Raw genomic sequence first — 26,017 nt, 5'->3', positions numbered from 1 at the left:
AGCCCTCACCCGCGGCCGACGAACGGCATCTTCGTGGCCATCACGGTCATGAACAGGACATTGGCGTCGAGCGGCAGGCTCGCCATGTGGAGCACCGCGTCGGCGACGCGCTGCACATCCATCACCGCTTCGGCGGCGATCGAGCCATTGGCCTGCGGCACGCCGACCGTCATCGGCTGCGCCATCTCGGTCAGCGCGTTGCCGATATCGATCTGGCCGCAGGCGATGTCGAAGGGCCGGCCGTCGAGCGCCAGCGTCCTGGTCAAGCCGGTGATGGCATGCTTGGTCGCCGTATAGGGCACCGAGCCCGGACGTGGCGCATAGGCCGACACCGAGCCGTTGTTGATGATGCGGCCGCCCATCGGCTTTTGCCGGCGCATGACGCCGAAGGCGGCGCGGGCGCACAGGAACGAGCCGGTGAGGTTGACGCCCACGACATCGTTCCACACCTCGACCGGGATCTCGTCGATCAGCGTCGACTTGTAGCCCATGCCGGCATTGTTGAAGAGCAGGTCGACGCGCCCGAACGCCTCCACCACCGTCTCGAACATGTCGTCGACCTCGCCCGGCTTGCTGATGTCGCAGGCAACGCCAAGCGCCTTGGCGCTCGTCTTCCCGGCTTCGGCTATCGCCTCTTCCAGCACCTTCTTGCGCCGGCCGCAAAAGACGGTGTTCCAGCCAGCCTTGAGCAGCGTCGTGGCGACGCTCTTGCCGATGCCGGTGCCGGCGCCGGTAACGATAGCGGTTTTCTCTTGCATGGCGGTCATCGTCGTCCCTCCCCGGTCGCTGCTGGAAGAAGACGTGGCATCGCAAATGATCGGGGTCGTGGCAAGCGGCTGTTGCCGACAAAAAGAGCGGGCCGACAAAAAGGGCGGTCATTGGCGACCGCCCCTCATCTGAACCGCGCTTGGGAGGAGGATAAGCCGGTCCGACTGCTAGAATGATGCGCTTGCTGGGTTAACGAAAGATTAACGATCGGCAGGATGCCACAGGCGCGTTTACCAACCCGATTCGCTAGTGCGGATCGGGCGTGGGTCAAGCCGGTGCCTTGGCCGCCGAGACGGTCGCCTCGACATGGTCGACCAGCGCGTCCGGCAGGCCGAGGCGGCCGGCGAGCAGGTCGAGATAGCCGCGCTCGGTGCGGGTATCGGGATCGATGGTCAGGCGCGAGGCGGTGTAGAGCTCGAGCTTCTGCGCATCGGTCTTGGCGCCCGCGATCAGCGCGTCGAGATCGAGCGGACGCTCGAGCTCGGCCATCAGGAACTTTTCCGCTTCCGCGCCGATGCCGGCAAGCTTGAGCTTGTCGGCTATCTTCTGCCGCTCCTCGTCATCGACATGGCCGTCCGCCTTGGCAGCCGAGATCATCGCCCGCACCAGCGTCAGGGTGAATTCGGCCTCGCCTTGCGGCGCCTGGGAAGGATCGAAGGCCGTGTCGGCCGGCGGCGGCAGCAGTTCCGGCTCGCCCACGGCCGGCGTCTGCGCCGGCGCGTTGCCGTTCTTGTAGTTCTGGTAGGCCTTGTAGGCGAGGCCGCCGATCGCCGCCAGACCGCCGAGCTTGATGGCGGCGCCCGTCACCTGCCGTCCGGTACCGGTGCCGAGCAGCACCGCGGCCAGCGCGCCGGCGGCGAGCGGATTGTCCTTCGCCATTTGCACCGCCTGCCCCGCCTTGTCGCGAACGGTCGATCCCGTGCCGGGAATTTGCGAGCCGAGAAGGTCGTCTAGCAGCTTCTTGGGGTCGAGCATCAATGCCTCCAGAATTGGCCCAGCCGAATTCGCCCGGGCGGGTTTCGGACCGGCATGACGTAGGCCCCGCGTGCTGACATTACAATGACGGACGAGCGCTTTTGGCCCGATGCCGGAAGCCGATGTGTCGAAAGCTGCCGGCGCTTGGGTTAAGATCGCGGGCAGGTTTCCGCAGGAGCGATTTGAATGTCGGATGCAGCCAGTCGCGAGCCGGCGCACGATCCCCAGGATCTCGAGCGCATGCTGATCGAGCGGCAATGGGCCGGCGATATCGAAGGCATGCTGGCGCTTTTCGAGCAAGACGCGGTCGTCGACAGCGGTGCAGGCGAATTTACCCGCGGCCGCGAGGCGATCCGCGCGCTCTTCGAGAAAGGCTTGGCTGAGGGACGCAAATTCCACCGCGGCGAGCAGCGCCCAGCCCTCGTCAACGGCGATCTGGCGCTCACCTCGACGAAACTGCCCGACGGCAGCGTAACGAGCGAGGTCGCCCGCCGGCAGGCCGATGGAACCTGGCTCTGGGTCATCGATCGCTATTCGGTGACCTGAGGCTCCAGCGATACGCCTCAGCTTCCGATGTGGCGCCGGTTGCCCCGCGCCTGCGCCAGTTCCACCTGGCGATGACGCTCCGCGTAGCGGGCGCGGTCTTCGTCGGAGCGCACCTCGAAGCAATGCGGGCACGAGACACCGACTGTGTATTTCGGTGACAGCCGGTCCTCGACGGTGAGCGGATGCCGGCAGGCGCGGCACAGCTCGGCTTCCCCTTCGGCCAGCCCATGCGACACCGATACCCGTTCGTCGAAGACGAAGCATTCGCCCTGCCACAGGGTCTCCTCAGCCGGCACGTCCTCGAGATATTTCAGGATGCCGCCCTTGAGATGGAACACGTTCTTGAAGCCCAGCGACTTGACGTATGCCGTCGCCTTCTCGCAGCGAATGCCGCCGGTGCAGAACATCGCCACCTTGCGGCCTTCGAGTTCATCCTTGTGCTCTTCGACCCAGGCCGGAAACTCGCGAAAGCTGGCGGTTTTCGGATCGACCGCGCCCTTGAAGCTGCCGATCGACACTTCGTAGGCGTTGCGCGTGTCGATCACCAGCGTATCGGCGCCAGAGATCAGCGCATTCCAGTCGGCCGGCGCGACATAGGTGCCTGCGCTGGTCGCCGGATCGAGGTCGTCGACGCCCATGGTGACGATCTCGCGCTTCAGCCGCACCTTCATGCGATGGAACGGCATGTCGGCGGCGTTGCTGTATTTCACCTCCAGGCCGGTAAGCCCCTCGATCGCCTGGAGGTGGTCGATCAGCGCGGTGATCGCTTCCTCGCTGCCGGCCACCGTGCCGTTGACGCCTTCATGCGCCAGAAGCAGCGTGCCCTTGATGCCGCGTCCGCAGCAAAACGCGGCGAGCGGCGCACGCAGGGCCTCGTACCCATCGAGCCGCGCGAATTTGTAGAGCGCGGCGACGCGGACTGGCTGAATTTCTCTGCCTGTTGTCATGGTCATGCCACTAGACCGTGGTGAAAGCGGTTTCAAGGCAGGGGAGACTCGGGGGGTAACGCGACCCGCTGCGTGACATCGCGACACGCCTGGCTTCGTGGACTTGGGATACCCCTTCTGCTAATCGGTTGAAATGGACCGGAACGGAGAGACAAGCCAATGACCAGCAAGACCGAAAAGCTCCTGTCGCTCCTCGATGGCCAGCCGGTCATTCCGGTGCTCAAGATCGCCAACGTCACCGACGCCGTGCCGCTTGCCCGCGCGCTGTCGCGCGGCGGCCTGAGGGCAATCGAGATCACGCTGCGCACCGCCGACGCTCTGGAGGCGATCCGCCGCGTCGCGGCCGAGGTCGAGGACGCGGTTGTAGGCGCCGGCACCATTCTCGATGCGAAGCAATTCGACGAGGCGGCCGCCGCCGGCTCGAAATTCATCGTCAGCCCCGGCATCTCCAGCCAGCTTCTGGACGCGGCGAAGGACAGCCCAGTGCCGCTGCTGCCCGGCGCCATCACCCCCGGCGAGATCATGGCGGCGCGCGAAGCCGGCTTGCGCTTCCTGAAATTCTTCCCGGCCGAGCAGTCCGGAGGCATCGCTTCGCTGAAAGCCTTTGCCTCGCCGCTCGCCGACGTGAAATTCTGCCCGACCGGCGGCATCACGGCCAAGAATGCCACCGACTATCTCAGCCTGCCCAACGTCATCTGCGTCGGAGGCTCGTGGGTCGCGCCCGACGATCTCATCAAGGCCGGCAAATGGGACGAGATCGAAGCGCTCGCGCGTGAGGCGAGCAAGCTCAGGAAGTAATTGATCCTCTGCTCACCAAGGCAGCGGACCGTTCTCGTCGAAATAGCCGCCGGTCGGCCCTCCGGCATCGAGGGTCGCCAGGCGCACGACGATCTCGGCCGCCTGCTGCACCGTGCGGTGCCCTTTGTGCCCGTTGAGATCCGTCGCCGTGTAGCCGGGAGCAGCTGCGTTGACCGTGATGCCCATCGGCGCGAGTTCCCTGGCGAAGGCCACAGTGATGGCGTTGAGCGCCGTCTTGGAGCTGCCATAGCCCATGACATTGGGCGACTGGCTGTTGCCGGCCGCGCGCGCGAGCGATCCGAGATTGCTGCTCACCATGACGACGCGGGCACCGGATGATGCCAGCAGCAGCGGCAGGAACGCCTGGGTGACGCGAACCGGGCCAAAGACGTTGACATCATAGGTGGCCTTGATGTCCGCGATGTCTTCCTGGCTCGGAGGCCGCTCGTAGCTGCCGTCCGGGCCAAGCGCCTCGACATAGCCGGGCGCGATGCCGGCATTGTTGACCAGGACATCGAGACCAGGTGCTCGCGCGGCGAGGGTCTTGGTAGCAGCCGCGACGCTCTCGTCGCTTGCGACATCGAGCTCGAGCCACTCGACATCGAACCCTTCGCCGCGCAGCGCCTCCGCCGCGGCCGCGCCGCGCTCGGCATCGCGGGCGCCGAGCCAGACCTTGAACCCCAGAGCCGCCAGCCGCCGCGCGGTCTCGAGACCTATGCCCTTGTTTGCGCCGGTCACCAGCGCGTTCCTCTGTGTCGTCATATCCATGTCTCCTCTGCAGAGCCCAGAGATGACGTGGAAAGGCAGGTTTCGCGCGCCGGAAACTCGCGTCCTCTTGCCTAATCCTCTCAGTAAAGTGCGCGCTTGCGCGTCGCCTGTGCGCGCCTACGCGTCACCTGTGCGCGCTTACGTTTGCGTGGCTCGCGCCGATCGGCAATGCTGCAACGATGAATGAAGCACTGCGGGAATTGATTGCGATCGCCGGCCGCCATGCGCGCGGGCGGCGGACGAGGACGGATGTGCCTCGCATCACCATCGGCCGCAGCGAGGTTCCGACGCCGCCGCTGCCCGAGCTGTGCCAGCCGACGGCCTTGTTCGTGCTGCAGGGCGCGAAATCGGTGCTGATCGGCGACCGCACGCTTCGCTACAGTGCCGGCAGCTGTTTCGTCTATGCGGTCGAGACACCTGCCACCAGCCAGCTGATCGAGGCAAGTGCGGCCCATCCCTACATGGCCATCGCCTTCGGCCTCGATATCGAAGTGATTGCCACTTTGCTCATCGACCACCAGCCGGCTGCCGGCGGCGACGGCTTCGCGACCTATCCAGCCGATGGCGAGCTGCTCGATGCATGGCGCCGGATGCTGCGGCTGCTCGACAGGCCAGCCGAGATCCCGGTGCTGGCGCCCATGCTCGAGCGGGAGATAGCGTTCCGGCTCCTGCAGGGTCCGCAAGGCGAAAAGCTGCGCCAGCTCGCGCGCGCCGACGGACGCCTGTCACAGATCCGCCGCGCCACCCAATGGATACGCGCGCATTACAACGAGCCGATCGAAGTGACGGAGCTGGCCGCGCTAGCCCATATGAGCAACGCTGCGTTTCACCGCCATTTCAAGGCGGCGACAGCCATGAGCCCGATCCAGTACCAGAAGCAGGTCCGGCTGCTGGAGGCCCGCCACCTGCTGATCGCGCAGCCTGGCAACGCCGCGCGTGTCGCCTTTGCCGTCGGCTACGAAAGCGCTTCCCAGTTCAGCCGGGAATATGCGCGCCAGTTCGGCTTGCCCCCCGCGCGCGACGCCGCGCGGCTGTTGGCGAGGGGCGAAGCGGCTGCGCTGGAAGTCGACTGAACCGCCTCGAGCGAATGAGGAACCCAGCCAGCTTATGCCGACCAGGTAACGGGTTGGAACCCACGGCCGCCGACTGGTTCCCGCTCATGGATTCGAACCACGATTCACGCCTTCAAAGGGCGCTGTCCTACCATTAGACGAAGCGGGAAGAGAGGAAGCACGTAACCTGGGCCGTCAAATACCCCCTCGTGGACAAAAGCAAAAGCCGCGCTGGTTTCCAACGCGGCTTTTTGCGGTACTGGCGGGCTCGTTATTTCGTCTGGAAGCGGGCGACCGAAAGGAACTTCACCGCGTTGCCGGTAAACCGGCTGGCGTCCGGCACCTGGGGATCGGTCTGGAATCCGGCCGTGTAGACCTCGCTCGGCGGCGTATGCACGATGTTGTACGCATAGCGCGGCGCCGTCGTCGGGTCGGAAACGGCGGCGATGTTCTCGCCGCTGCCGAGCGCCCAGCGCGCTGCCTGTGGCGGCGTCGCCACCACCATCGCCTTCGGTCCAGGCCGCAGGTCGCTGGCGGAAGCCCTGGCCTCCTTGCGCGTCGTCTTCACGCCGGCCCCGATCGCCTGCGCCGGGTCGGTGCCGGCCGGACGGGCGGCGATGGCTTGACGCGGCGAGGCCGCATCGAGCCCCGACGGATCGTTGAATGCCGAGCGCGGCTCCGGCTCTGACAGCGAAGCGACCTCGTATTCGGCCCCGCTCGCGCCGGCCGCGCTGGTCGCGCTGGCCTGTTCGAGCACGGCCTTGATCTCATCCGGCTTGCCGGCGTCGGGACGCGCGGTCGGCAGCACCGAGAAGGCGTCGGTCGCGCTCTTGTCCTGCGAGGCGGTCTCCGCCAGCGCCAGCAGCACGCTCTTGTCCTTGGACGCGAGTTCGGCCGGCGTCGAGCGGTCGGGACGCCAGGTCGGCAGCGGGATGTTGTTGACCGCCACCTGCGCGGGATCGGCCGCGGCTTGCGCCGCGCCGGCGGCATCGGCCATGCCGAACGGCACGTCGGCCGGGGCATGCGCCGTCGCCACCGCCTGCTCGGCCGTCGCCGAGGCGTCCGCCACGGCGAACGGCACGTTTTCAGGTGTCTGCTGGCCGACATCGGCCTTCGGCCTCGGCGCGAAGGCGGGCAGCGGAACCTCCTTCGGCGGCAGCGCGGCGATGATGGTCTCAGGCGTGTCCTGCTGCGGCTGCGAATCGTCGGTGCTGTCCTCCGCGATCTGCGGGATGTTGGCGCGCTTGGCGTCCTGCGGCGAGACGATCGCGATGCCCGGCAGATTGCTGCTCTTGGGCGCCGCCACCTGCTTCACAGCTTTCGGCTGGGGCGCGGGTTGGGCGCTCGCGACATCGGCGCTGTCGTCGGCCTCGTCGTCGCCGCCGCCGAACCAGGCGGCAAGCAGCCCGCCGGACCGCTTGGTCGATCCGCCGGCGCTCGCCAGCTCGATATTCGGAGTGCCGGCGCCCTTGCGCGCCTTGTAGGCGGCCAGTGCCTGCTCATAGCCCGGCAGCGGCCGGCCGTCGCTCGGCACGTGCAGCGTCTTGCCGTTCGGGAAAAGGCTGACCAGTTCCTGGCGGCTGATGCCGGGCCAGTGACGCACATTGCCGACATCCATGTGGACGAACGGAGAACCGGAAGTTGGATAGTAGCCGACGCCGCCGCCCTGCATCTTGAGGCCGATGTTGCGCAGCTTCTTCAGCGGCACGCCGGGAATGTAGAAGTCCATCGCCTTGCCGAGCATGTGCTGGCTTTTCTCGGCGACACCGCGGCTACGGCTGCGCAGCATCGCATTGGTCGACGGCGAGCGATAACCGCAGACGACCTGTATATAGTCGGTCGCGCCGCTTTGCCGATAGGCTTCCCACACCAGGTCGAGCAGACGCGGATCCATCTTGGTCGGCTCGTTGCGGCGCCAGTCGCGCAGGATGATGTTGATCTTGCGTAGGCCTTCCGGATCGTAGCGGCCATTGCGCTTGTAGACGATCTCGGCCTTTTCGTGCGTGTGCAGGTGATAGAGTTTCAGCGAACGGATTTCGGCCTTCGCGCCGGAGACGGCTGCCGAGAGGAACCCGACGGCCAAAATCACAAACGTCAGCCACCTCGGCCAGACGCTCATGTGAAAATGCCGCCCGTTTGTGTGTCGTTCGACTTGGTTCAAATCAAAAGGCCTTGCAGGCTGCCGTTGTCCCCGGATTTGCCCAAACGGATGCGTGGTTCTCACATCCGAATATCGATCCTAATGGTTAATCATCGCTTATTGAAGCCGAAATGCGGTAACACCGTGGCGATATCCCGTCAAAAATGATGCACCGCGCTTCGTGGTAAATCACTGGTTTAGATCGAGAATTCGGCTTAAACCGAAACACGATCTGTTACCGTTCGCCTTAATGCGTGATCGCCGGCAGCCAAGCCGCTGATAAACAGCGCCTTCCCGACCGATAAGCGACGATTTGACTCAAGTATTAAACGGGCAGGCTGGGCTGGGGCTTGCGTCTCAGGAGGCGAGCCGGTCGAGACGGCCCGCTTCGGGGTCAATGCCATATTCCTTCAACTTGCGGTAGAGCGTCGAGCGTCCGATGCCGAGGCGGCGCGCCACCTCGCTCATCTGCCCATTATAGTGGTCGATCGCGAGCTTGATCATCTCGAGCTCGACATCCGCCAGCGCCCTCACATTGCCGCGCTCGTCCAGGGCTCTCAGCGTGCCGAAGCGGGGCTGGAGCCGCGCCGGAGCCTCGGCCTCGTGCAAAGGTGCCGCGGCTCCGCCGGATGCCGCCTGTTCGCCCGCCTGCGGCTCATCCGTGTCTGTCGCAACGGCCGAGTCTGTCGCAACGGGCGACACGGGCTCGCCATCCAGCTTCACGGTGCCCTCGACCTGCGCGCGGATTTGCGGGAATTCCTCTTCGCTCAGCAATTCGCCTTCGGCAAGCACGGACGCCCTGAACACCGCATTTTCGAGCTGGCGGATGTTGCCCGGCCAGTCATAGGCCTGCAGCATCGCCAGCGCCTTGGCCGATATGCCTGCGAGACGGTGGCGCGGATCGGCCGGCGCCACTTTTTCCATGAAATGCCTGACCAGGAAGGGGATATCCTCGCGCCGGTCGCGCAGCGGCGGCACGAAGATCGGATAGACGTTCAGCCGGTAGAACAGGTCCTCGCGGAACTTGCCGTCCTTGACCTGCTGCAGAAGGTTGCGGTGCGTCGCCGAGATCAGCCGGATGTCGACCTTGACGGTCGAACGGCCGCCGACAGGGTCGACCTCGCCCTCCTGCACGGCGCGCAGCAGCTTGACCTGGACGTCGAGCGGCAGGTCGCCGATCTCGTCCAGGAACAGCGTGCCCGAATGCGCCTCGACGAATTTGCCGGTGTGCTTGTCTGTGGCGCCGGTGAACGAGCCCTTCTCATGGCCGAACAGGATCGATTCGACGAGATTGTCGGGGATGGCGCCGCAATTGACGGTGACGAAGGGTTTCGAGCGGCGGTCGCCGCTGCCCTGGATGGCGCGCGCCACCAATTCCTTGCCGACGCCCGACTCGCCTTCGATCAGGATCGGGATGTTGGAGGCCGCGGCCTTCTGCCCGAGGCGGATCACCCGGTCCATCGCCGGGCTGCGGGTGATCAGGTCCTTGAAGGTGAGATGACCGCCGCGCCGTCGCGACGTGCGCTTCATCTCGTCCTCGACCGCCTCGACCTTCAAGGCGTTGGAAATCGAGGTCTGCAGCCGGTCGGGCGAGGCCGGCTTGACGACGAAATCGAAAGCGCCGTGGCGCATGGCCGAGACGACGGTCTCGATGCCGCCCTGCGCGGTCTGCACGATGACCGGCAGGTTGATGGCGCGCTCGCGCATCGCTTTCAGGACGCCGATGCCGTCGAGCCCCGGCATGACGAGGTCGAGGATGACGACCGAGACGTCGCGCGCGTTCGGCCCGTCGAGCACGTCGAGGCCCGCCGCGCCGCCGTCGGTGACGATGGCGCTGTGGCCGAATTTCGTCACCGCCGCCTCGAGCAGCCTGCGCTGCACGGGATCGTCATCGACTATGAGAATGGAACCTGTCATGACTGTTTGAATTATCCGCCCGATAAATCCCCATGGATCATCTTGGCACAGGGTTCTAAATAAGGTTTCAAAAAACCCGGTGAACGAATTCCTTAGGATTTGACCGGCTTCTCCTTTCCCGTTGATTCAAAGAAGGTATTGTTGATGCGCATGATGTTTGGTCGGCGGCTTGCGGCGCCAGCGTCCGGCCAGGGCGCGGCGGAGCTTGGCGATCTGCCGGAGTGGAATCTCGCAGATCTCTACTTCGGCATGGAAGCGCCGGAGCTGAAGCGCGACATTGCGCTGGCGGCAAGCGACGCCATTGCCTTCGAGGCCCGCTGGAAGGGCACTTTGACCGCCGAGGCCGAGCGCGGCGCCGCCGGCCGGCTCGGCGAGGCGCTGGAGGCCTACGAGGCGCTGGAGGAACTGATCGGCCGCATCGTCTCCTATGCCGGGCTTGTCTATGCCGGCAACACCGCCGATCCGCAGCGCGCCAAGCTCTACGGCGACGTCCAGGAGAAGATGACCGATGCCAGCGCGCATCTTCTGTTCTTCGCGCTGGAGCTCAACCTGATCGACGATGCGGTGATCGAAGCCGCGCTTGCGGCCGACGCCGCCTTCGCCCACTACAGACCGTGGGTGCTCGACCTCAGGAAGGACAAGCCCTACCAGCTCGAGGATCGGGTCGAGCAGTTGTTCCACGAAAAGTCGGTCACCGGACGCGGCGCCTGGAACCGCCTGTTCGACGAGACGATGACCGACCTGCGCTTCGACGTCGACGGCGACGAGCTGACGCTGGAGCCGGCGCTGAACCGGCTGCAGGACTCCGATGGCGACGTGCGACGCCGCGCCTCCGAGGCGCTCGCCGCGACCTTCCGCAAGAACCTCAGGACCTTCACGCTCATCACCAACACGCTGGCCAAGGACAAGGAAATTTCCGACCGCTGGCGCGGCTTCGAGGACATTGCCGATTCACGCCATCTTGCCAACCGCGTCGAGCGCGGCGTGGTCGATGCCTTGGCGGCCGCCGTGCGCGAGGCCTATCCGCGGCTGTCGCACCGCTATTACCAGATGAAGGCGCGCTGGCTCGGCATGGAGGTGATGAACCACTGGGACCGCAACGCCCCGCTGCCCGAGACGCCGCAGGCGGTGATCCGCTGGGACGACGCCAGGGACACGGTGCTGTCGGCCTATCGGCGCTTTTCGCCGGAGATGGCGGAAATCGCGCGGACTTTCTTCGACCGCAAATGGATCGATGCGCCTGTGCGGCCAGGCAAGTCGCCCGGCGCCTTCGCCCACCCGACGGTGCCTTCGGCCCACCCTTACGTGCTGCTCAACTACATGGGCAAGCCGCGCGATGTGATGACGCTGGCGCATGAGCTCGGCCACGGCGTCCACCAGGTGCTGGCCGCCGGCCAGGGCGCGCTGATGGCCTCCACCCCGCTGACTTTGGCCGAGACGGCCTCGGTCTTCGGCGAGATGCTGACCTTCCGCTCGCTGCTCGACCAGACCTCCGACAAGCGCGAGCGCAAGGCGATGCTCGCCCAGAAGGTCGAGGACATGATCAACACCGTCGTGCGCCAGATCGCCTTCTACGAGTTCGAGCGCAAGGTGCATGCCGAGCGCAAGAACGGCGAGCTGACCTCCGACCGGCTCGGCCAGTTCTGGCTGGAGGTGCAGGCCGAGAGCCTGGGGCCGGCGATCAAGCTGCGCGACGGCTACGAGGTCTTCTGGACCTACATTCCGCATTTCATCCATTCGCCCTTCTACGTCTACGCCTATGCCTTCGGCGATTGCCTGGTGAACTCGCTCTATGCCGTCTACCAGAATGCCGAGCGCGGCTTTCAGGACAAGTATTTCGAAATGCTGCGCGCCGGCGGCACCAAGCATCACTCCGAGCTCTTGGCGCCCTTCGGCCTCGACGCCACCGATCCCGCCTTCTGGCAGATCGGCCTTGGCGTGATCGGGGCCCTGATCGATGAGCTGGAAGCGCTCGACAAATGACGGCGTTTCGCCTGGCGACATAGACCAGAATAATTTAGCCGGAACGCATATTTGGGGACAGCTCTATTCTTGTCCTAAATAGCTGTTCTCCAACAACTCTCCGCGGCATTTTTCAATTAGCTTTCCGCAGGCCATATGATAGCGTCCGGCCTCAAGCTCAGCCGGACGCATCGCCAAGGCCAGAGACGGCCTTCGCGGCGCTTCGGCGGATGCGATGGCGGCCGTCGGCCATAGCCGGAGGAGAGCCAAGCGCCGGCAGCTCGATTGAAGCGGCTGTTCCGCCGATCGCGGAACAAGTGACGATCCTTGCGGCAAGCTCGCCACCAGTGGCCTCGGCCGCCCGATCGGACTGGAGAGGGAAATGAGCACTTTCTTCTACATGCTGTTGGCGTTCGTCGTGGGTGTCTTGGCTGGCTGGTTCCTCTGGGGCCGCCTGCGCGGCGAGGTCGACAGCCTGCGCGGCGACCTCGATCGCACGCGCAGCGAACGGGACAAAGCGCGCAGCGACCTCGATGCCTGCGGCCGCGCCCGAGCCGACCTCGAGGCCCGGCTGCGTGATGCGCCGACGGCTAAGACCGGCACCGACAAGGCCTCAGCGCCTGCGCCGGCGCCGCTGATGTCGACGGCGGCAAAGGCAAAGTCCGCGCCTTCCAAGGCGGCGGCAAAGCCCGCCGCCGCAAAACCGGCAGCCAGGTCAACCGCCGCGCCCAAGCCGGCCGCAAGGACGGCAGCCGCCAAGGCGGCGGCAAAGAAGGCGGCGCCTGCATCGGGCAAGGCGACTGCCAAGGCGGACAATCTGCGCCGCCTGATCGGCATCGGCCCGGTCAACGAAAAGCTGCTCAAGGGTCAGGGCGTCACGACCTACGCCCAGATCGCCGCCTGGACCGATGCCGACGTCAAGCGCATCGAGGAGGTGCTCAATTTCGACGGTCGCATCGCGCGCGAGAAATGGATCGAGCAGGCGAAATTGCTGGCCTCGGGCAACGATGCCGAATTCGCCCGCCAGTTCCCGACGGCTGGAACCTCAAGCAACACCTGATCCCGCATCGATAATGGCCAATGCAGGGCGGCGCCCGTTGCGGACGCCGCCTTCCTCTTGGGCCAGACGCCTTTGCGCCGCCCGACGCCGTTCCCTCGATTGCGCCTGTCCCGGCCCCCATATAGAGCGATCGGCTTAATTGACCGCACCCGAGGCCTATGTCACTGCCTTCCGCCATCTTCCGCAACGACGAGACCGGCAGGCAGCTCGTCTTCGACAGGCCACGCGAGATCATCGTCGCGCGCAGCGCCGATGAGTTCGCGCCAGCGATCGAAGCAGCTCAAGCCGTATCCGACGCCGGCGGATGGCTGGCCGGCTATTTCTCCTACGAGGCCGGCTATCTGCTCGAGCCGAAGCTGGTGCCGTTGCTGCCCGAAGGCCGCCGCGCGCCGCTGATCTGTCTCGGCGTTTTCGACGCGCCGCTCGAGCAGGCCGTGCCAAAAAATTCAGGTCCCGCCAGCAACGGCCCGATCTTCGACGCCAGGGCAGGATGGTCCGCCGAGGACTATGCCGTCCGCTTCGCACGTCTCCACGACCATATTCGCAAGGGCGACTGCTACCAGGGCAACCTGACCTTTCCGGTCCATGCCCAGTGGTCCGGCGATCCGCTTGCCGCCTTCGACGCGTTGACCGGGCGCCAGCCGGTGAAATACGGCGCGCTGATCGGGCTCGGCGATCCGGTGGTGCTGTCGCGCTCGCCGGAACTCTTCTTCGAGATCGATGCGGACGGCATGATCGAGACGCACCCGATGAAGGGCACGGCGCCGCGCGGCGCGACCAAAGCCGAGGATGCGCGGCTGAAGGCGTTCCTGCGCAACGACGAGAAGAACCAGGCCGAGAACCGCATGATCGTCGACCTCCTGCGCAACGACATCTCGCTGATCAGCGAGGTCGGCACGCTGGAGGTGCCGGAGCTGTTCCGCATCGAGACCTACCCGACGGTGCACCAGATGGTGAGCCGGGTGCGGGCGAAACTCCTGCCGGATATCGGCATCCGCAAGGTCTTTGCAGCGCTCTTCCCTTGCGGCTCGATCACCGGTGCGCCAAAAATCCGCGCCATGGAGATCCTGCACGATCTGGAGGGCGTGCCGCGCGACGTCTATTGCGGCGCCATTGGCTGGATCGCGCCCGGCGGCACCATGAGGTTCTCGGTGGCGATCCGCACGATCTCGCTCTTCGCCGATGGCGAGGCCGTCTACAATGTCGGCGGCGGCGTCGTCTTCGATTCGACAGACGATGAGGAGTACCGGGAGTGTCTTCTGAAAGCGCGATTCGCGACGGGAACCGTGCCGACTTCGAGCTGATCGAGACCATGCGCTGGGAACCCGGCGCGGGCTTCCTGCGCTTCGACCGCCACCTTGCGCGGCTTTACGCTTCGGCGGCGGAGCTCGGCTTTGCCTGCGACCCGCAACGGGTCGGCGAGGCGCTGACGGGCGCGGTCGGCGACCAGCGGATCGCCATGCGCACCCGCCTCGCCTTGCAGCGCAATGGGGAGGCGACAGCATCCGCGCAGCCCTACGAACCGCTGCCCGCCGGCAAGGTGTGGCGGCTGCAGCTGGCGCGCGTCCGGCTCGATTCCGGCGACACGCTTTTGCGCCACAAGACCAGCCGCCGCGACACCTACCAGCGGGCGCGTGCCGAATACCTCGCCACCCGCGCCGACGAGGTGCTGCTCGCCAATGAGCGAGGCGAGCTCTGCGAAGGCACCATCACCAACCTCTTCGCCGACTTCGGCGACGGCGTGCTGGCCACGCCGAGACTTGATTGCGGCCTGCTGCCTGGGATATTGCGCGGCACGCTTCTGGACGAAGGCCGCGCCGTGGAAGCGATCTACACCTTCGACGATCTGAAGTCCGCGAAGGCGATCTTCGTCGGCAATTCGCTGCGCGGGCTGATCCCGGCGCAACTCGGCTGATCGAGGCTGAAGACATCAAACTGGACAGCACCCAGGCAGGCATGACCATTCGCCAACCGACCCATACGCCCTATGACGGGTCCTCCAAACTCTTCACCATCGGGCTGAAGCCGCTCGAGTTCGATCGCTGGATCGAGACCGACGAATTCCTTTTGCCGCATCTCGCCGAGAAGCAGCGGCTCTACGCGGAGATTCCCGAAAAGGTCTTCGTCGAGGAAGACGGCACCGGCGACGCGCAGCGCGAAGCGATGGAACTGCTCGTCGCGCATCTGGCGGCAAAGCATCCCGGCACCCATCGCCGCAACGGCCCGGATATCGAGGTGACCGGCTTCGAAGGGGCGGTCGACACATTGGCCCCTGCCCTCACCGAGGCGCCGCTCGTAAAGGCCTCGCTGCTCGTCCAGGAGGACCTGATCCTGATGCGCCGCGGCGATGACGGCTGGCGGCTCGCCGCTGGATCGCTGTGTTTTCCTTCGTCCTGGTCGCTCCGGGAAAAATTCGGCAAGCCGCTGCAACAGATCCACGCGCCGGTGCCGGGCTTCGGCCCAGGCACGCGACCGGCGGACCTCATCAACCGCATGTTCGACGGCCTGCAGGGCCAGGCGGTCGAACGCTTCAACTGGTCGATCCAGGCGGACGACGCGCTCTATCATCCGCTTTCCAACGGGGAGCGCATCGACCGCGCCACCAACCGCCCGACGCGCTTTCCGGATGGCGATATCAACGCCCACGCCTTCATGAGGGTCGAGCGCCAGACATTGCGCAAGCTGCCGGTCTCGCGCGACATCCTCTTCACCATCCGCATCCATCTCGATCCGCTGGCCGTGCTCGTCCGGCACCCTGACAGGGCGACGCTTGCGGGCTCTTTCGCCGAACAGCTCAACGCGCTCGACCAGGCGCAGCTCGACTACAAGGGCCTGACTGCCGACCGCGACCGGCTGGTCGCCTTCCTCCACGGCATGGCCAGGGCGGCTTAACCAAGCCGCCAAGCCGGCTCAGCCGGTGGTTGCCTCTTTTCGCTGGTTTATGACAATGATCTGTGGTGTAGCGCTTGGCTGCCCGGCGGAAACGCCGGGCTTTCCCTGTGTTTTTAGGAGTGTCCGAAAAAATGGCGAATGAAAACTGGCCCGTTTACGGTGAAATCACCGGCCCTGTCGTGATGATCGGCTTCGGCTCGATCGGGCGGGGAACGCTGCCGCTGATCGAACGCCATTTCAAGTTCGACAAGTCGCGCATGGCGGTCATCGACCCGCGCGACACCGACCGCAAGCTGCTCGACGAGCGCGGCATCACCTTCGTCCAGGACGCGGTGACCAAGAAGAACTACAAGAAGCTGCTGACCCCGCTTCTGACCAATGGCAGCGGCCAGGGCATGTGCGTCAACCTGTCGGTCGACACCTCCTCGCTCGAATTGATGAGCCTCTGCCGCAAGCTCGGCGTGCTCTATATCGACACCGTGGTCGAGCCGTGGCTCGGCTTCTACTTCGACGAAACGGCCGACAATGCCTCGCGCACCAACTATGCGCTGCGCGAGAGCGTGCGCCTCGAGAAGGAGAAGGCCCCCGGCGGCACCACGGCGATCTCCTGCTGCGGCGCCAATCCCGGCATGGTCTCGTGGTTCGTCAAGCAGGCGCTGGTCAACCTCGCCACCGATCTCGGGCTTGAGTTTGTCGTGCCGGCAGAGCACGACCGCGAGGGCTGGGCGAAGCTGATGAAGAAGGCCGGCGTCAAGGGCATCCACATCGCCGAGCGCGATACCCAGCGCACCAAGAAGCCGAAGCCGATGGACGTGTTCTGGAACACCTGGTCGGTAGAGGGCTTCATCTCGGAGGGCCTGCAGCCGGCCGAGCTCGGCTGGGGCACGCATGAGAACTGGATGCCGAAGAACGGCAGAGAGCACAAGCAGGGCTCGCAGGCGGCGATCTACCTGGAACAGCCCGGCGCCAACACGCGCGTGCGCTCCTGGTGCCCGACGCCCGGCCCGCAATACGGCTTCCTGGTCACTCACAACGAGGCGATCTCGATCGCCGATTTCTTCACCGTGCGCGGCAAGAAGGGCAAGGTGAACTACCGCCCGACCTGCCACTATGCCTACCATCCCAGCAACGACGCCGTGCTGTCGCTGCACGAGATGTTCGGCGCCGCCGGCAAGGCGCAGCCCGTGCATCACGTGCTCGACGAGAACGAGCTGGTCGACGGCGTCGACGAGCTCGGCGTGCTGCTCTACGGCCACGACAAGAACGCCTACTGGTACGGTTCGCAGCTGTCGCTGGCCGAGGCGCGCAAGCTGGCGCCCTACCAGAACGCCACCGGCCTGCAGGTCACTTCGGCAGTGCTGGCCGGCATGGTCTGGGCGCTGGAAAATCCGATGGCCGGCATCGTCGAGGCCGACGAGATGGATTTCAGGCGCTGCCTGGAAGTGCAGCTTCCCTATCTTGGGCCGGTCAGGGGCTACTACACCGACTGGACGCCGCTGGACAATCGCCCTGGCCTTTTCCCCGAGGATATGGACAGGGACGACCCGTGGCAGTTCCGCAACATCCTGGTGCGATAGCGGCTCTGCCGGTATCTCTCTCCACCTTGCAATCGCCCGGAAATCGGGCGATTGAAGACGGGCGGCCTGGAGCGACGTGCGTCCGGTCGGACGCATAAGGTACGCTCTAGCACTTCGAATGGACGCATCGGGCTTCCGAAAATCGGACCGATTTTCGGGCCGACGCGAGAGGAGAGGATTTTTCAGATGACCATTGCGCGCAAATTGCTTTCGGCAGGCGCCGCGGCAAGCCTTCTGGCCGCTGCCGCCTGCACCACCACCGGTCCTTCCGAGCCGATCGCAGCGGCTCCCAAGGGCGTCGAGGGCAACTGGATCGACGCCAAGGGCACCGGCCTGTCGACCTTCGCGGCCGGCAGCTTCGCCACTGTCGCGACCGATACCGGCCAGAAGCTGTCCGAAGGCAGCTACACCATGACCGGCCCGACCTCGGTCGAGATCCACGGCACCTCGCTGATCCGGCAGACGCCGGTCAGCTTCAACTGCCTGATGGTCTCGACCAGCCAGCTCAACTGCACCAGCGCCAGCGGCCAGAATTTCGTGCTGACCCGCCGGGCCTGAGCACAAGCGGATACACCATCTTGCAAAGGACGGCGGCGCGAGCCGCGGTCCTTTCTTGCGCCGGCAAACCTCCTCCCGATTCCGCTTGCATCGACCAAAACGCGATGTGAACATGATCCGAAGCTGACTGTTATTTTCCAGTCAAGCGAGGGCATTAAGCACTTCAGGCCAGCTTATCCGGGAGACGAAGATGAAGAAGACTGCCGCCGTTCTAGCCCTGTCCGCCTCGATGATTGGCCTGTCGGCCGGAGCCTCCTTTGCCGACTACACGCTGAACATCCTGCATTTCAACGACTGGCACAGCCGCATCGAAGGCAACAACAAGTACGAGTCGACCTGTTCAGCCGAGGAAGAGACCAAGGGCGAATGCATCGGCGGCGCCGGGCGGCTGGTCACCGCGATCGCGCAGGAGCGCAAGAAGCTCGAAGGCCAGAACGTGCTGCTGCTCAACGCCGGCGACAGCTTCCAGGGATCGCTGTTCTACATCACCTACAAGGGCGCGGCTGAGGAGGAATTCCTCAATCAGATCAAGCCGGATGCGGTGACGCTCGGCAATCATGAATTCGACGACGGCGAGACAGCACTTGTGCCTTACCTCGACAAGGCGCAATTCCCCGTCGTCAGCGCCAATGTCCTGCCCAACGACAAGTCCGGCGCAAAGGGCAAGATCAAGCCGTCGATCGTCGTCGAGGTCGGCGGCCAGAAGATCGGCATCGTCGGCGCCGTTACCAACGACACGCCGGAACTCGCCTCGCCCGGCCCCAACATCGCCATCGCGGACGACGTCAAGTCGATCACCGCCGAGGTCGAGAAGCTGAAGGGACAAGGCATCAACAAGATCATCGCGGTAACCCATATCGGCTACAACCGCGAGCGCGATGTCATCGCGAAAATCCCCGGCGTCGACGTAGTGGTGGGCGGCCACAGCCACACGCTTTTGTCGAACACCGACCCGAAGGCGGCAGGCCCCTATCCGACGATGGTCGACAACCCGGACGGCTACAAGGTGCCCGTCGTGCAGGCGGCGTCCTATTCGAAATATCTCGGCGAGTTCAAGGTGGTGTTCGACGACAACGGCGTCGTCAAGCAAGCGAGCGGCGATCCGATCTTTCTCGACAAGTCGATCACCCCCGATCCGGCCGTGCTCGCCCGCATCAAGGAGCTCGGCGCGCCGATCGAGGCGCTCAAGAACAAGGAGGTCGCCGAGACCACCATGGCAATCGACGGCAGCCGCGAGAATTGCCGCGCCCGCGAATGCGAGATGGGCAATCTCGTCTCCGACGCGATCCTCGACCGCGTCAAGGGCCAGGGCGTCGAGATCGTCATCTCGAACGGCGGCGGCCTGCGCGCCTCCATCGACCAGGGCACCGTGACCATGGGCGAGGTGCTGACGGTGCTGCCGTTCCAGAACACGCTGGCGACGTTCAAGATCTCCGGCAAGGATCTGGTCGCCGGTCTCGAAAACGGCCTCAGCCAGATCGAGGACGGCGCCGGCCGCTTCCCGCAGGTGGCCGGCCTGAAATACGCCTTCGACAAGTCGGTCGCGCCCAATGCCGGCCGCGTCAAATCGGTCGAGGTGATGGAGAACGGCGCCTGGGCTCCGATCAACCCGGACAAGCAATATCTCGTCGCCACCAACAACTACGTCCGCCAGGGTGGCGACGGCTACAAGGTCTTCGCCGAAAAGGCGACCGACGCCTATGACTACGGCCCGGGCCTTGAGCAGGTGGTGGCCGACTATCTCGGCGCGCACCGGCCCTACACGCCGAAGCTCGACGGGCGCATCACCGACGTTGGCGCGACGGTGGCGGCGGCGGGACCGGCAAAGCCCGCCGAGACCGCCCCTGCAGCAACCGCGCCGGCGGCCGAGCCCGCCAAACCGGCCGAGTCGGCGCCCGCGGCCGCCGAGTCAGCAATGCCGGCTTTGCCGTCCAATTCCGGCGATATCGCCGGCACGCCGCCGACCGTTCCGGCCGAGACGGCACCGGCAACGTCGGAGGCGAAACCTGCCGAGGCCGCCCCCGCGACCAGTGCCCCCGCGTCTGAACCGGCCAAGCCGGCCGAGACAGCGCCCGCCGAGGCCAAGCCGGCCGGCACCAGCCCGGAGACCAGTCATGTGATCGCCGCCGGCGACACTTACTGGGACCTGGCCAAGAAGAACTATGGCGACGGCACCAAATGGAAGCTGATCTCCGAGGCCAACAAGGACTACAAGCCGCGCCGCCTGCCGCTCGGCGGGACGCTGACCATTCCTCCGGCCGCGAAGTAGGTTCTTACCGGAATTCTTGGCACCCGTCCGGGAAACCGGGCGGGTGTTCCGTTTTCTGGCCCAAACGCGATAAGGTGCGGCCAGACGCAGCATTGAAAACCGGCAGGGCATCGCTAGTTTCGCGGCGCTACCGGAGACTGTTTATGACGCCTGCCAACCCTGCCGATGCCAAGACCGCAAAGGCCGTCGGTCCGCTGTCCGCCGATGCCGCGCCGGTGAAGGCGGGCAAGATCGGCATCATGCTGATCAATCTCGGCACGCCCGACGGCACCGGCTTCAAACCGATGTGGCGCTATCTGAGGGAATTCCTCTCCGATCCGCGCGTCATCGAGCTCAACAAAGTGATCTGGTACCCGATCCTCTACGGACTGGTTCTCACCACGCGGCCGAAAAAGTCCGGCGCCAACTATGCCAGGATCTGGAACCGGGAGAAGGACGAATCGCCGCTGCGCACTTTCACGCGCTCCCAGGCGGAAAAGCTCACCGGCGCGCTTGGCGATCTGCCGAACGTCGTCGTCGACTGGGCGATGCGCTACGGCAATCCCTCGACGGCGGCCGTCGCCCGCCGGCTGGCCGAGCAAGGTTGCGAGCGCATCCTCACCTTTCCGCTCTATCCGCAATATTCGGCGACGACGACAGCGACCGCCAACGACCAGTTGTTCCGCGCGCTGATGCAGATCAGGCATGCGCCGGCGATCCGCAGCGTGCCGCCCTATTACGACGAGCCCGTCTATATCGAGGCGCTCGCCCGTTCGATCGAGCAAAATCTGGCGACGCTCGACTTCGAGCCGGAGGTGGTCATCACCTCCTACCACGGCATTCCAAAACCTTACTCCGACAAGGGCGACCCCTACCAGGAGCATTGCCTGGAAACGACACGGCTGCTCAGGGCAAGACTAGGCTGGGACGAGAAGAAGCTCATCACCACCTTCCAGTCGCGCTTCGGCGCGCAGGAATGGCTCCAGCCCTACACCGACGTCACCGTCGAGAAGCTGGCGAAAGACGGCGTCAAGTCGATCGCGGTCGTCAATCCGGGTTTTTCCGCCGACTGCATCGAGACGCTGGACGAGATCGGCCGCGAAGCCGCCGAGACCTTCCACCATGCCGGCGGCAGGAACTTCGCCCACATTCCTTGCCTCAACGACAGCGCCGAGGGCATGGCGGTGATCGAGGCGCTGGCGCGGCGCGAGCTTGCCGGCTGGGTGTGACCGGCTTCACCGACAGGCCATGAAACCGCTGCGCAAAAGCCTCCGCTAACCAATATTCACGATCACCTGATTGTAACGCTGCGGAAACACACTTAAGTGATTTCGTGAGGTCGCCGCCTTTTGAGGGAGAAACGAAATGGGCTTCAGCGGTTTCGACATTGCCATCATTGTTCTTGTCCTTCTGGTCATCATCCTTCTTTTCAAAGGCATCAGGACGGTGCCGCAAGGTTACAATTACACGGTGGAGCGTTTCGGGCGGTACACCAAGACGCTGACGCCTGGCCTCAACATCATCAACCCGATCTTCGAGCGCATCGGCGCCAAGATGAACATGATGGAGCAGGTGCTCGATGTCCCGAGCCAGGAAATCATCACCCGCGACAACGCCATAGTCGGTGTAGACGGGATCGCCTTCTTCCAGATTCTCAATGCGGCGCAGGCAGCCTACCAGGTTTCCGGTCTGCAGAACGCCATCCTCAACCTCACCATGACCAACATCCGCACCGTCATGGGTTCGATGGATCTCGACGAACTGCTTTCGAACCGCGACGCGATCAACGAGCGCTTGCTGCGCGTCGTCGACGAGGCGGCGCATCCGTGGGGCATCAAGATCACGCGCGTCGAGATCAAGGACATCAACCCCCCGGCCAATCTTGTGGAATCGATGGGCCGCCAGATGATGGCCGAACGCGACAAGCGCGCCCAGATCCTCGCCGCCGAGGGCCTGAAGCAATCGCAGATCCTTGAGGCCGAAGGCCGCAGGGAAGCCGCGTTCCGCGACGCCGAGGCACGCGAGCGCTCGGCCGAAGCCGAGGCCAAGGCGACGCAGGTGGTGTCGGAAGCCATCGCCAAGGGCGACGTGCAGGCGATCAACTACTTCGTCGCCCAGAAATACACCGAGGCGCTGGCCAGGATCGGCTCGTCCAGCAACAACAAGATCGTGCTGATGCCGTTCGAAGCCTCATCGCTGATCGGCTCGCTGGGCGGCATCGGCGAGATCGCCCGCGAAGTCTTCAAGGGCGATGGCCCCTCCGGCACCCAGCGGCAGGGCTCTCGCCCGCCGGTGGTGCGGCCGAGCGACAACTGATGTGACCCTGTGGGAGACCGTCGATGATCGACCGCATCGTTTCGGAACTCGGTCCGTGGAACTGGATGGTCCTCGGTTTCGTGCTCCTGGTGATGGAAGTCGTGGCGCCTGGCGTGTTCATGCTGTGGATCGGCATTGCCGCCCTCATCATCGGCGCGATATCGCTGCTGATCTGGGACGCGGCCTTTTGGACCTGGCAGGTCCAGGTGCTGGCCTTCCTCTTGCTCTCGGTCGTCTCGGCCTTCATCGGCAGAAGGCTGTCGGTCGCGCGCCACGGCACGATCGACCAGCCGCTGCTCAACCGCCGCGGCGCGCAGATGGTCGGCCGCACGGCGACGCTCTCCGAGCCGATCCAGAACGGCCGCGGCCGCATCAGGCTGGGGGATACGCTGTGGCGCGTCTCTGGTCCGGACCTGCCGGCCGGCACGCAGGTGCGTGTCACGGGCGCCGCCGATACCGATCTGGAGCTGACGGTGGAGGCGATCTGAGCTTCTTCTTCAGGCTGCGCCGATGCGAAGCAGGTCGTGGAAGTGAACCACGCCTACAGGCATCTTGTTCTCGGTCACGACCAGTGCTCCGATATTGTGCTCGTTGAGAAAGGCGATGGCGGTACCGGCCAGGGTCTGCGGGTCGACCGTCTTTGGCGTTCTCGTCATGATATCTTCCACGGCTATGTTGGCCAGGTTGCGATGCAAATTACGCGCGACATCGCCGTCCGTGATGATCCCCACCAGTTCGCCTTTCGTATCGACGATGCAGACGCAGCCAACCTTCTTGTTGGATAGCGTCATGACCGCTTCCGGCATCTTCGTTCCGACAAGCGCGGTTGGAATCTGATCGCCCACCCGCATGATCTCGGAGACCTGCATCAGATTGGCGCCGAGCTGGCCGCCGGGATGGAAGGTGCGGAAGTGATCCGGCGTGAAGCCGCGCGCCTCGAGCAGCGCGATCGCCAGCGCATCGCCCATGACCAGTTGCAGCAGCGCCGATGTCGTCGGCGCCAGTCCGTGCGGACAGGCCTCCGGCACGACTGGCAGGAGCAGCACGACATCGGCGGCGCGCGCCAGCGCCGAATTCTCACCGGAGGTGATGGCGATCAGCGGGATCGAAAAGCGCCTGGAATAGGCAACGATGCCCATCAGTTCCTTGCTCTCGCCCGACCAGGACATGGCGATGATGGCATCGTCCCTGGCGATCATGCCGAGATCGCCGTGATTGGCCTCGGCAGGATGGACGAAGAACGCGGGCGTGCCGGTCGAGGCGAGCGTCGCCGCGATCTTGGAGCCGATATGGCCGCTCTTGCCGACACCAGTGACGATGACGCGCCCCTCGATCCGCGAAATGAGATCGATGGCGGTCGCGAACGGCTCGGCCAAGCCATTGTCGAGCGCGGTGGCGAGCGCCGCGACACCGGCCTGCTCCGTCGCCACGGTTCTCAGCGCCGATTCGATCGCAGCCTGCCTATCCGGCTGCTTTCTTTCTGGGGACCCCGCATGCATGGCAGATGCAATTAGCGCCATGTCGCCCGCCTGTCCAACGGATTCCCGTTTCGCGTGCGGCGCGCGCCGCCGGGCCGGCCCGTTTCAACCCTCCGTTAACCATCCGCATTTACGGTCCGGTAAGTATGGCGCGCCTGCGCCGCGCGAGCAGTGGTGACGATGTCCGGGGGCGAGCCAGATACGAAAACGGGTCGGAAGGGCATTGCCGTCGCAGCGCTTCTGCTGACGGCTAGCACTTTTGCCGTGCTGCGTCCGGCGCCGGTGCTCGCGCAGGAAGCCGACCTGCGCGGCGAAGTCTCCGAATCGGCAATCCTGGCCGACCAGCAGCGCAAGGCGAGGCAATTGCGGCAAGGATCGCCGGATCAGGCGGTTCCGGCGACCCAGGCGGCCGGGGACGAGACGCTCGCAAATCCCTACCAGCCGGAGAGCCCTGGAGCTGTCGCGGACGACGACCAGGCAGCGACCGACAGCATCTTCGATCAGCCGGAAGCGACCGCCGACCCTTTCGCCGACAATCAGACCGCCGCCAAGCCGCGCCGGCCTTCGACCGCCAGGCAGCGCGCAACTGACGCCGCAACCGGCACGAATGCGAAAAGCGACGCCAAGACGGCCGACAAGAAAAAGGCCAGGAAGAAGCCTGGCCAGACCACCGAAAGCACGGCCAGGACCGCGGCCACAGGCGATCAGGCAGACGCCGCGGCGGCCTCTGACGAAGACACTGCCAACGGCCGCGCCGTCACGATCGACAGCGTCGACCGGCAGAAGCTCGATCCCGGTGCCGAGCGCACTGGGTCGATCGAGGGCCAGAAGATCAAGCCCGAAGACGATCCCTTCGCCGCTCCTGGCATCAAGGTCGGCACTTTCGTCTTCCGGCCGACGCTGGAGCAAGGCTTTACCGCGACGTCCAACGCCGATGCCAGCAGCGGCGGCACATCGGCGGTCCTGTCCGAAACGGCGCTGCGTTTTTCCGCCACCTCGGACTGGCGCGAGAATTCGGCACTGATCAACGGCTACGGCATCTTCCGCAACACGCTGTCGGGCCAGAAGATCAACGATGCGCAGGGCCGGATCGAGGGCCGGCTCAATGTCGACCTCGACAATGAGCTGCGCGCCATCGCCAAGCTCGGCTACGAAGCCGTGCCGGAATCGGCCTCCTCGCCGGACGCCATCGCCGGCGTCACCTCGCAGCCGCTGCGCCAGACCGTGGACGGCAGCCTCGGCGTCGAGAAGGACGTCGGCAAGATGCGCTACACGCTGACCGGCGCGGTCACGCATGATTTCTACGGCGACGCCGAGCTCTCGGACGGCACCGTCCTGTCGCAGAAGGATCGCGACTCCACGCTCTATTCCGCGACCTTGCGCACCGGCTACCAGGTCTCGCCGGCCATCACGCCCTTCGCCGAGGTGGAGGCCGGGCGGCGGGTCTATGATCTGCGCCTCGACAGCAACGGCTTCGAGCGCTCCTCGACGCGGCTCGGCGCGCGCGCCGGCCTCGAGTTCGACATGCGCGACAAGCTTTCCGGCGAATTTTCCGTCGGATGGCTGCGCGAAGCGATCGATGACGACCGCCTGCCGGCCAATGCCGGCCCATACGTCAACGCCGATCTCAAATGGTCGCCCGAGCGCGGCACGATCGTCGGGCTCACCGGAAGGACCACGATCGAGGCCACGACCGCGGCAAACGAGAGCGGCGATGTCCTCTACTCGGGCCGGCTCACCGGCGAGCGGCAGATCCGCGCCAACCTGACGGCGAATTCGGCGCTTGGCCTCGATTGGCGCGATTATACCGGCTCCGACGGCCACGATCTGATCCTGAGCGCCGAGGCCGGGCTGACCTGGTGGCTGAACCGCTACGCCGGGCTGACCACGCGGGTGAGGACGGAGAAGCTGACCAGCAACCTGCCCGGTCGCGACTATGTCGCCAACAGCGTCTATCTCGGGCTGAAGGTGCAGCGCTAGTGCGTTTCACCGTTTCACGGAAACGGCGAAACGCC

22 protein-coding genes and 1 tRNA gene are annotated in these 26,017 nt (G+C 65.2%); 15 read left to right on the top strand and 8 right to left on the bottom strand.

Annotated features, from left to right (window positions below):
- Positions 1-5 precede the first annotated feature (5 nt).
- Both EN874_RS14650 and EN874_RS14645 read right to left on the bottom strand, forming a co-directional pair.
- Entirely contained in the window at positions 6-767 is a 762-nt protein-coding gene (locus EN874_RS14650; protein ID WP_126087807.1) for an SDR family oxidoreductase, read from the bottom strand.
- 268 nt (positions 768-1,035) lie between these two features.
- Positions 1,036-1,743: a tellurite resistance TerB family protein gene (locus EN874_RS14645; RefSeq protein ID WP_127425365.1), complete on the bottom strand. Its 708-nt coding sequence runs from the start codon at positions 1,741-1,743 to the stop codon at positions 1,036-1,038.
- A gap of 186 nt (positions 1,744-1,929) precedes the next feature.
- On the opposite strand from EN874_RS14645, the gene EN874_RS14640 reads away from it, so the two are divergent.
- A complete protein-coding gene (locus EN874_RS14640) occupies positions 1,930-2,289 on the top strand; it encodes a nuclear transport factor 2 family protein (protein WP_127425364.1) in 360 nt (119 codons plus the stop codon).
- A gap of 17 nt (positions 2,290-2,306) precedes the next feature.
- Here EN874_RS14640 and EN874_RS14635 read toward each other — a convergent pair whose 3' ends face one another.
- Positions 2,307-3,236: a rhodanese-related sulfurtransferase gene (locus EN874_RS14635; protein WP_127425363.1), complete on the bottom strand. Its 930-nt coding sequence runs from the start codon at positions 3,234-3,236 to the stop codon at positions 2,307-2,309.
- Positions 3,237-3,395: 159 nt separating this feature from the next.
- Between EN874_RS14635 and EN874_RS14630 the strand changes: the two genes are divergently transcribed.
- Entirely contained in the window at positions 3,396-4,034 is a 639-nt protein-coding gene (locus tag EN874_RS14630; protein WP_127425362.1) for a 2-dehydro-3-deoxy-phosphogluconate aldolase, read from the top strand.
- A gap of 12 nt (positions 4,035-4,046) precedes the next feature.
- Here the strand turns inward: EN874_RS14630 and EN874_RS14625 are convergent, their stop codons facing one another.
- On the bottom strand, positions 4,047-4,796 hold the full coding sequence (locus EN874_RS14625; RefSeq protein ID WP_127425361.1) for an SDR family NAD(P)-dependent oxidoreductase: 750 nt from the start codon (positions 4,794-4,796) through the stop codon (positions 4,047-4,049).
- Between the two features lie 185 nt (positions 4,797-4,981).
- Between EN874_RS14625 and EN874_RS14620 the strand changes: the two genes are divergently transcribed.
- Positions 4,982-5,875 (top strand): AraC family transcriptional regulator, encoded by an 894-nt coding sequence (locus tag EN874_RS14620; RefSeq protein ID WP_127425360.1) that lies wholly within the window; start codon positions 4,982-4,984, stop codon positions 5,873-5,875.
- A 74-nt stretch (positions 5,876-5,949) separates the two neighbouring features.
- Here the strand turns inward: EN874_RS14620 and EN874_RS14615 are convergent.
- From EN874_RS14615 to EN874_RS14605, 3 genes are all read right to left on the bottom strand, one after another.
- A tRNA-Gln gene (locus EN874_RS14615) sits at positions 5,950-6,023 on the bottom strand.
- Positions 6,024-6,125: 102 nt separating this feature from the next.
- Positions 6,126-7,973 (bottom strand): DUF882 domain-containing protein, encoded by a 1,848-nt coding sequence (locus EN874_RS14610; protein WP_127425359.1) that lies wholly within the window; start codon positions 7,971-7,973, stop codon positions 6,126-6,128.
- 378 nt (positions 7,974-8,351) lie between these two features.
- Positions 8,352-9,911, bottom strand: coding sequence for a sigma-54 dependent transcriptional regulator (locus EN874_RS14605; RefSeq protein ID WP_127425358.1), 1,560 nt, complete (start codon positions 9,909-9,911; stop codon positions 8,352-8,354).
- 144 nt (positions 9,912-10,055) lie between these two features.
- On the opposite strand from EN874_RS14605, the gene EN874_RS14600 reads away from it, so the two are divergent.
- The 11 genes from EN874_RS14600 to EN874_RS14550 all read left to right on the top strand — a co-directional run bounded on the left by EN874_RS14600 (position 10,056) and on the right by EN874_RS14550 (position 23,012).
- Positions 10,056-11,894: a M3 family oligoendopeptidase gene (locus EN874_RS14600; protein ID WP_168247485.1), complete on the top strand. Its 1,839-nt coding sequence runs from the start codon at positions 10,056-10,058 to the stop codon at positions 11,892-11,894.
- Between the two features lie 361 nt (positions 11,895-12,255).
- Positions 12,256-12,933, top strand: a complete 678-nt coding sequence (locus EN874_RS14595) for a proton-conducting membrane transporter (protein ID WP_127425357.1) — start codon at positions 12,256-12,258, stop codon at positions 12,931-12,933.
- 158 nt (positions 12,934-13,091) lie between these two features.
- Positions 13,092-14,237 carry an aminodeoxychorismate synthase component I gene (locus EN874_RS14590; RefSeq protein ID WP_127425356.1) on the top strand — a complete coding sequence of 382 codons (1,146 nt, stop codon included), beginning with the start codon at positions 13,092-13,094 and terminating at the stop codon, positions 14,235-14,237.
- The gene (locus EN874_RS14585) at positions 14,186-14,848 is read left to right on the top strand and encodes an aminotransferase class IV family protein (RefSeq protein ID WP_127425355.1); all 663 of its coding nucleotides are present in this window, start codon (positions 14,186-14,188) and stop codon (positions 14,846-14,848) included. The genes EN874_RS14590 and EN874_RS14585 overlap by 52 nt, the downstream gene beginning before the upstream one ends.
- A gap of 41 nt (positions 14,849-14,889) precedes the next feature.
- The gene (locus tag EN874_RS14580) at positions 14,890-15,825 is read left to right on the top strand and encodes a DUF3445 domain-containing protein (protein WP_127425354.1); all 936 of its coding nucleotides are present in this window, start codon (positions 14,890-14,892) and stop codon (positions 15,823-15,825) included.
- 131 nt (positions 15,826-15,956) lie between these two features.
- A complete protein-coding gene (locus tag EN874_RS14575; RefSeq protein WP_127425353.1) occupies positions 15,957-17,402 on the top strand; it encodes a homospermidine synthase in 1,446 nt (481 codons plus the stop codon).
- A 186-nt stretch (positions 17,403-17,588) separates the two neighbouring features.
- Positions 17,589-17,960: a hypothetical protein gene (locus EN874_RS14570; RefSeq protein ID WP_127425352.1), complete on the top strand. Its 372-nt coding sequence runs from the start codon at positions 17,589-17,591 to the stop codon at positions 17,958-17,960.
- A gap of 190 nt (positions 17,961-18,150) precedes the next feature.
- A complete protein-coding gene (locus EN874_RS14565; protein WP_127425351.1) occupies positions 18,151-20,229 on the top strand; it encodes a bifunctional UDP-sugar hydrolase/5'-nucleotidase in 2,079 nt (692 codons plus the stop codon).
- A 143-nt stretch (positions 20,230-20,372) separates the two neighbouring features.
- Positions 20,373-21,437, top strand: a complete 1,065-nt coding sequence (gene hemH / locus EN874_RS14560) for a ferrochelatase (protein WP_127425350.1) — start codon at positions 20,373-20,375, stop codon at positions 21,435-21,437.
- Positions 21,438-21,573: 136 nt separating this feature from the next.
- On the top strand, positions 21,574-22,524 hold the full coding sequence (locus EN874_RS14555) for an SPFH domain-containing protein (RefSeq protein ID WP_127425349.1): 951 nt from the start codon (positions 21,574-21,576) through the stop codon (positions 22,522-22,524).
- 23 nt (positions 22,525-22,547) lie between these two features.
- Positions 22,548-23,012 (top strand): NfeD family protein, encoded by a 465-nt coding sequence (locus EN874_RS14550; protein ID WP_127425348.1) that lies wholly within the window; start codon positions 22,548-22,550, stop codon positions 23,010-23,012.
- Between the two features lie 9 nt (positions 23,013-23,021).
- Here the strand turns inward: EN874_RS14550 and EN874_RS14545 are convergent, their stop codons facing one another.
- Entirely contained in the window at positions 23,022-24,023 is a 1,002-nt protein-coding gene (locus EN874_RS14545) for a KpsF/GutQ family sugar-phosphate isomerase (protein WP_127425458.1), read from the bottom strand.
- A gap of 159 nt (positions 24,024-24,182) precedes the next feature.
- Between EN874_RS14545 and EN874_RS14540 the strand changes: the two genes are divergently transcribed.
- Positions 24,183-25,982: an outer membrane beta-barrel protein gene (locus EN874_RS14540; RefSeq protein WP_127425347.1), complete on the top strand. Its 1,800-nt coding sequence runs from the start codon at positions 24,183-24,185 to the stop codon at positions 25,980-25,982.
- Positions 25,983-26,017 lie beyond the last annotated feature (35 nt).

Origin of the sequence: Mesorhizobium sp. M1D.F.Ca.ET.231.01.1.1 (assembly GCF_003999155.2) — a bacterium.
In the GTDB taxonomy this organism is placed as follows: Bacteria; Pseudomonadota; Alphaproteobacteria; order Rhizobiales; family Rhizobiaceae; genus Mesorhizobium.
The sequence above is the reverse complement of the archived record's forward strand: the minus strand, read 5'-3'. Positions and strand labels throughout refer to the sequence as shown.

Coding starts and splice junctions, on each gene's coding strand:
- EN874_RS14635 (WP_127425363.1), bottom strand. CDS start 3,236: ATGACAACAGGCAGAGAAATTCAGCCAGTCCGCGTCGCCGCGCTCTAC.
- EN874_RS14595 (WP_127425357.1), top strand. CDS start 12,256: ATGAGCACTTTCTTCTACATGCTGTTGGCGTTCGTCGTGGGTGTCTTG.
- EN874_RS14575 (WP_127425353.1), top strand. CDS start 15,957: ATGGCGAATGAAAACTGGCCCGTTTACGGTGAAATCACCGGCCCTGTC.
- EN874_RS14630 (WP_127425362.1), top strand. CDS start 3,396: ATGACCAGCAAGACCGAAAAGCTCCTGTCGCTCCTCGATGGCCAGCCG.
- EN874_RS14550 (WP_127425348.1), top strand. CDS start 22,548: ATGATCGACCGCATCGTTTCGGAACTCGGTCCGTGGAACTGGATGGTC.
- EN874_RS14590 (WP_127425356.1), top strand. CDS start 13,092: ATGTCACTGCCTTCCGCCATCTTCCGCAACGACGAGACCGGCAGGCAG.
- EN874_RS14645 (WP_127425365.1), bottom strand. CDS start 1,743: ATGCTCGACCCCAAGAAGCTGCTAGACGACCTTCTCGGCTCGCAAATT.
- EN874_RS14640 (WP_127425364.1), top strand. CDS start 1,930: ATGTCGGATGCAGCCAGTCGCGAGCCGGCGCACGATCCCCAGGATCTC.
- EN874_RS14620 (WP_127425360.1), top strand. CDS start 4,982: ATGAATGAAGCACTGCGGGAATTGATTGCGATCGCCGGCCGCCATGCG.
- EN874_RS14610 (WP_127425359.1), bottom strand. CDS start 7,973: ATGAGCGTCTGGCCGAGGTGGCTGACGTTTGTGATTTTGGCCGTCGGG.
- EN874_RS14650 (WP_126087807.1), bottom strand. CDS start 767: ATGACCGCCATGCAAGAGAAAACCGCTATCGTTACCGGCGCCGGCACC.
- EN874_RS14625 (WP_127425361.1), bottom strand. CDS start 4,796: ATGACGACACAGAGGAACGCGCTGGTGACCGGCGCAAACAAGGGCATA.
- EN874_RS14605 (WP_127425358.1), bottom strand. CDS start 9,911: ATGACAGGTTCCATTCTCATAGTCGATGACGATCCCGTGCAGCGCAGG.
- EN874_RS14555 (WP_127425349.1), top strand. CDS start 21,574: ATGGGCTTCAGCGGTTTCGACATTGCCATCATTGTTCTTGTCCTTCTG.
- EN874_RS14580 (WP_127425354.1), top strand. CDS start 14,890: ATGACCATTCGCCAACCGACCCATACGCCCTATGACGGGTCCTCCAAA.
- EN874_RS14600 (WP_168247485.1), top strand. CDS start 10,056: ATGCGCATGATGTTTGGTCGGCGGCTTGCGGCGCCAGCGTCCGGCCAG.
- EN874_RS14540 (WP_127425347.1), top strand. CDS start 24,183: ATGTCCGGGGGCGAGCCAGATACGAAAACGGGTCGGAAGGGCATTGCC.
- hemH (WP_127425350.1), top strand. CDS start 20,373: ATGACGCCTGCCAACCCTGCCGATGCCAAGACCGCAAAGGCCGTCGGT.
- EN874_RS14570 (WP_127425352.1), top strand. CDS start 17,589: ATGACCATTGCGCGCAAATTGCTTTCGGCAGGCGCCGCGGCAAGCCTT.
- EN874_RS14545 (WP_127425458.1), bottom strand. CDS start 24,023: ATGCATGCGGGGTCCCCAGAAAGAAAGCAGCCGGATAGGCAGGCTGCG.
- EN874_RS14565 (WP_127425351.1), top strand. CDS start 18,151: ATGAAGAAGACTGCCGCCGTTCTAGCCCTGTCCGCCTCGATGATTGGC.